Origin of the sequence: Sulfuricurvum sp. MLSB (genome assembly GCF_000747095.1) — a bacterium.
Taxonomy (GTDB): domain Bacteria; phylum Campylobacterota; class Campylobacteria; order Campylobacterales; family Sulfurimonadaceae; genus Sulfuricurvum.
In genome coordinates this window covers 1-2198 of sequence record NZ_JQGL01000065.1, presented here as the reverse complement: position 1 = coordinate 2198, position 2198 = coordinate 1, and the positions used below count along the sequence as shown (strand labels likewise).

The 2198-nt window shown below is 46.5% G+C and carries 4 protein-coding genes and 1 pseudogene; 1 reads left to right on the top strand and 4 read right to left on the bottom strand.

Features of this window, described 5'->3' with window-relative positions; genetic code table 11:
- A partial coding sequence (locus tag JU82_RS05735) for an N-acetyltransferase (RefSeq protein WP_037947831.1) occupies positions 1–335 on the top strand: 335 nt, incomplete at its 5' end.
- Positions 336–417: 82 nt separating this feature from the next.
- On the opposite strand, the gene rpsR is transcribed toward JU82_RS05735, so the two are convergent.
- The 4 genes and pseudogenes from rpsR to JU82_RS05715 all read right to left on the bottom strand — a co-directional run.
- Positions 418–681, bottom strand: coding sequence for a 30S ribosomal protein S18 (gene rpsR, locus JU82_RS05730; protein WP_037947828.1), 264 nt, complete (start codon positions 679–681; stop codon positions 418–420).
- A 21-nt stretch (positions 682–702) separates the two neighbouring features.
- The gene (locus JU82_RS05725; RefSeq protein ID WP_037947825.1) at positions 703–1215 is read right to left on the bottom strand and encodes a single-stranded DNA-binding protein; all 513 of its coding nucleotides are present in this window, start codon (positions 1213–1215) and stop codon (positions 703–705) included.
- An 18-nt stretch (positions 1216–1233) separates the two neighbouring features.
- A complete protein-coding gene (rpsF, locus tag JU82_RS05720; RefSeq protein ID WP_037947822.1) occupies positions 1234–1608 on the bottom strand; it encodes a 30S ribosomal protein S6 in 375 nt (124 codons plus the stop codon).
- Positions 1609–1726: 118 nt separating this feature from the next.
- Positions 1727–2198, bottom strand: a pseudogene (locus tag JU82_RS05715) (hypothetical protein); the annotation flags it as partial.

Sequence of the window (2198 nt, the reverse complement as noted above, 5' to 3'; positions counted from 1 at the left end):
CGGATCACGGTTCTAACGGCTATATCGATGATAATACGCCCATACTTACAATCGCCGTTCTTCCTGCTTTTAGAGGGCTTGGCATCGGTTCAAACATGATGGAGCAGCTGCTGATCGAGGCCGGTGCTTTGTATGAGCGCATCAGCGTCTCTGTGGTCTCTCATTCCCGTGCAATACGCTTTTACGAAAGGCATGGATTCGTAGCGCATCCAGACGGTCCCAAAGAGAAAAGTTTCGTAGACGGATCCGATGTGCTCACCATGACAAAAACATTGCGCAAAGCAGAAGTTAAACGTCCTACCGACGGATACGACCCAAGACGTTGGATGGATTGATTTATTTGATGATTAAAAGCGTTTAAATAAAAGGGCGGAGAGAGAAGTCTATGCCGGCAAATTGCCGGCATAAAAAGAGGGCTTAACGAATTTCTTCGAACGGAGCGCCCGCGACCACTTTGCGTGATACAGTATATGGAACCAATGCAGCCGCACGTGCTTGTTTGATTGCGATGGTAACCATGTCTTGGTGGCGTTTGCAGTTACCTGTCAAACGGCGTGGCATGATTTTGTAACGCTCAGAGAGCGAGTATTTCAAAGATGCAACATCTTTGTAATCGATATAATCAACTTTTGCTTCGCAGTATTTGCAATAGCGTTTTTTGTATTTTCTTTTTTCTGACATGGTTCTATCCTTGTACTTTCGTTAAAACGGAATTTCGTCTTCGTTGATATCAATCTCGGGGAGATTGTTTTCGGGCATTTTTGCCGGTGAGGGTTTGGAATACGACGGCGGCGGATTGTATGCTTTCGGAGCTGGAGCGTCATAGCCCCCGCCATAATTGCTTCCGGCGTCGCTGTATTCGTTATAACCACCCTGAGAACCGCCTTCGCTTCGTGAATCGAGCATTTGCATCGTTTCGACGATAACGGAGTGCTTAGAGCGCTTTTGGCCGCTTTGCTGGTCTACCCATTGTTCAAACTGGAGCCGTCCTTCGACAAGGATTTTAGAACCTTTGCGAAGGTATTGGTTGGCAACTTCGCCCGAGCGGCCGAAAAAAGTGATGTCGACAAAACATGTCTCCTCTTTTTTCTCACCGTTCATCGTAAATTTACGACTGGTGGCGATAGCGGTTTTTGCAATCGCTGAACCGTTTTGCGAGTATCGAAGCTCGATATCGCGGGTAAGATTTCCAACCAAAATGACTTTGTTATACATAGGGTTTCCTTAAAGGGCTTAAGAAGCGGCTTCTTCTTTTTTCTCAGCTACAGCAGCAGGTTTTTTGGTTTTTTCAACCATATCGTTCCATGCTTTGATCTCACGTTTGCTATCGTATTTCATGGTTACGAAACGCAAAATCTCCTCGTTGATACGGAAGCGACGTTCAATTTCACTAATTGCAGAAGGTGCTGCTTTGTAATACATCACGTAGAAATAACCGCGAGCGTTTTTCTCGATCGGATAAGCCAATTTTTTCATACCCATAGCATCGCGTGCAATGATCTCAGCGCCGTTTGACGTAAGAACTTCTTCGACGAGTGCGAGGGTGCTTTTGATCTCTTCTTCGGTAAGAGTAGGTTTGACGATTACTAGGTTTTCGTAATGTCTCATATCGTATGTCTCCTTATGGTGTTCGCCCCTTATGGTATTTATACAGCACGACAATCCGTGTTGCAAAGAGCAAGGAACGTCGCGATTATACTAAAATTTCGCTTAATTTAAGTTTTGGTTATAGTAGGCTTTGCAGCCGAAGGAGCGCTGAAATCAGGAGCGATTCTTGATCCGGGCTTCCGGAAGATTTCATTTTCAGCTCGGTATCAAGGAGAAGATTAAGCCCTTTTTTATAGGCTTCCGGCGAGATTTTAATGGAGAGGGCGGCACGTTCTTTTTCGATGAATCCGGGAAGTTTGTATCCCAGAACGAGTGCCGAATCGGCGACGCCGTGAAGCTTGATTGCGGTGTTGAACAAATACAGCTGCGTCACAAAACCGCTGATGGCGGTGAGGAGCTGGATTTCGTTTTCGCCTGATTCGAGCAGATGGCGCAAAGAGGGAAGAAACTCTTTTTTCTCGACGACCTGGGCAATGAAGCGGTCAAGTTTGATCTCGCTGAGCCCGTGCACGTGTTCGTCTACTTCTTTGATCGTGATCGGCTTGCCGAGGATGGCGAGTTTGGGTAACTCGTTGCAAGCAAGGGCCAGA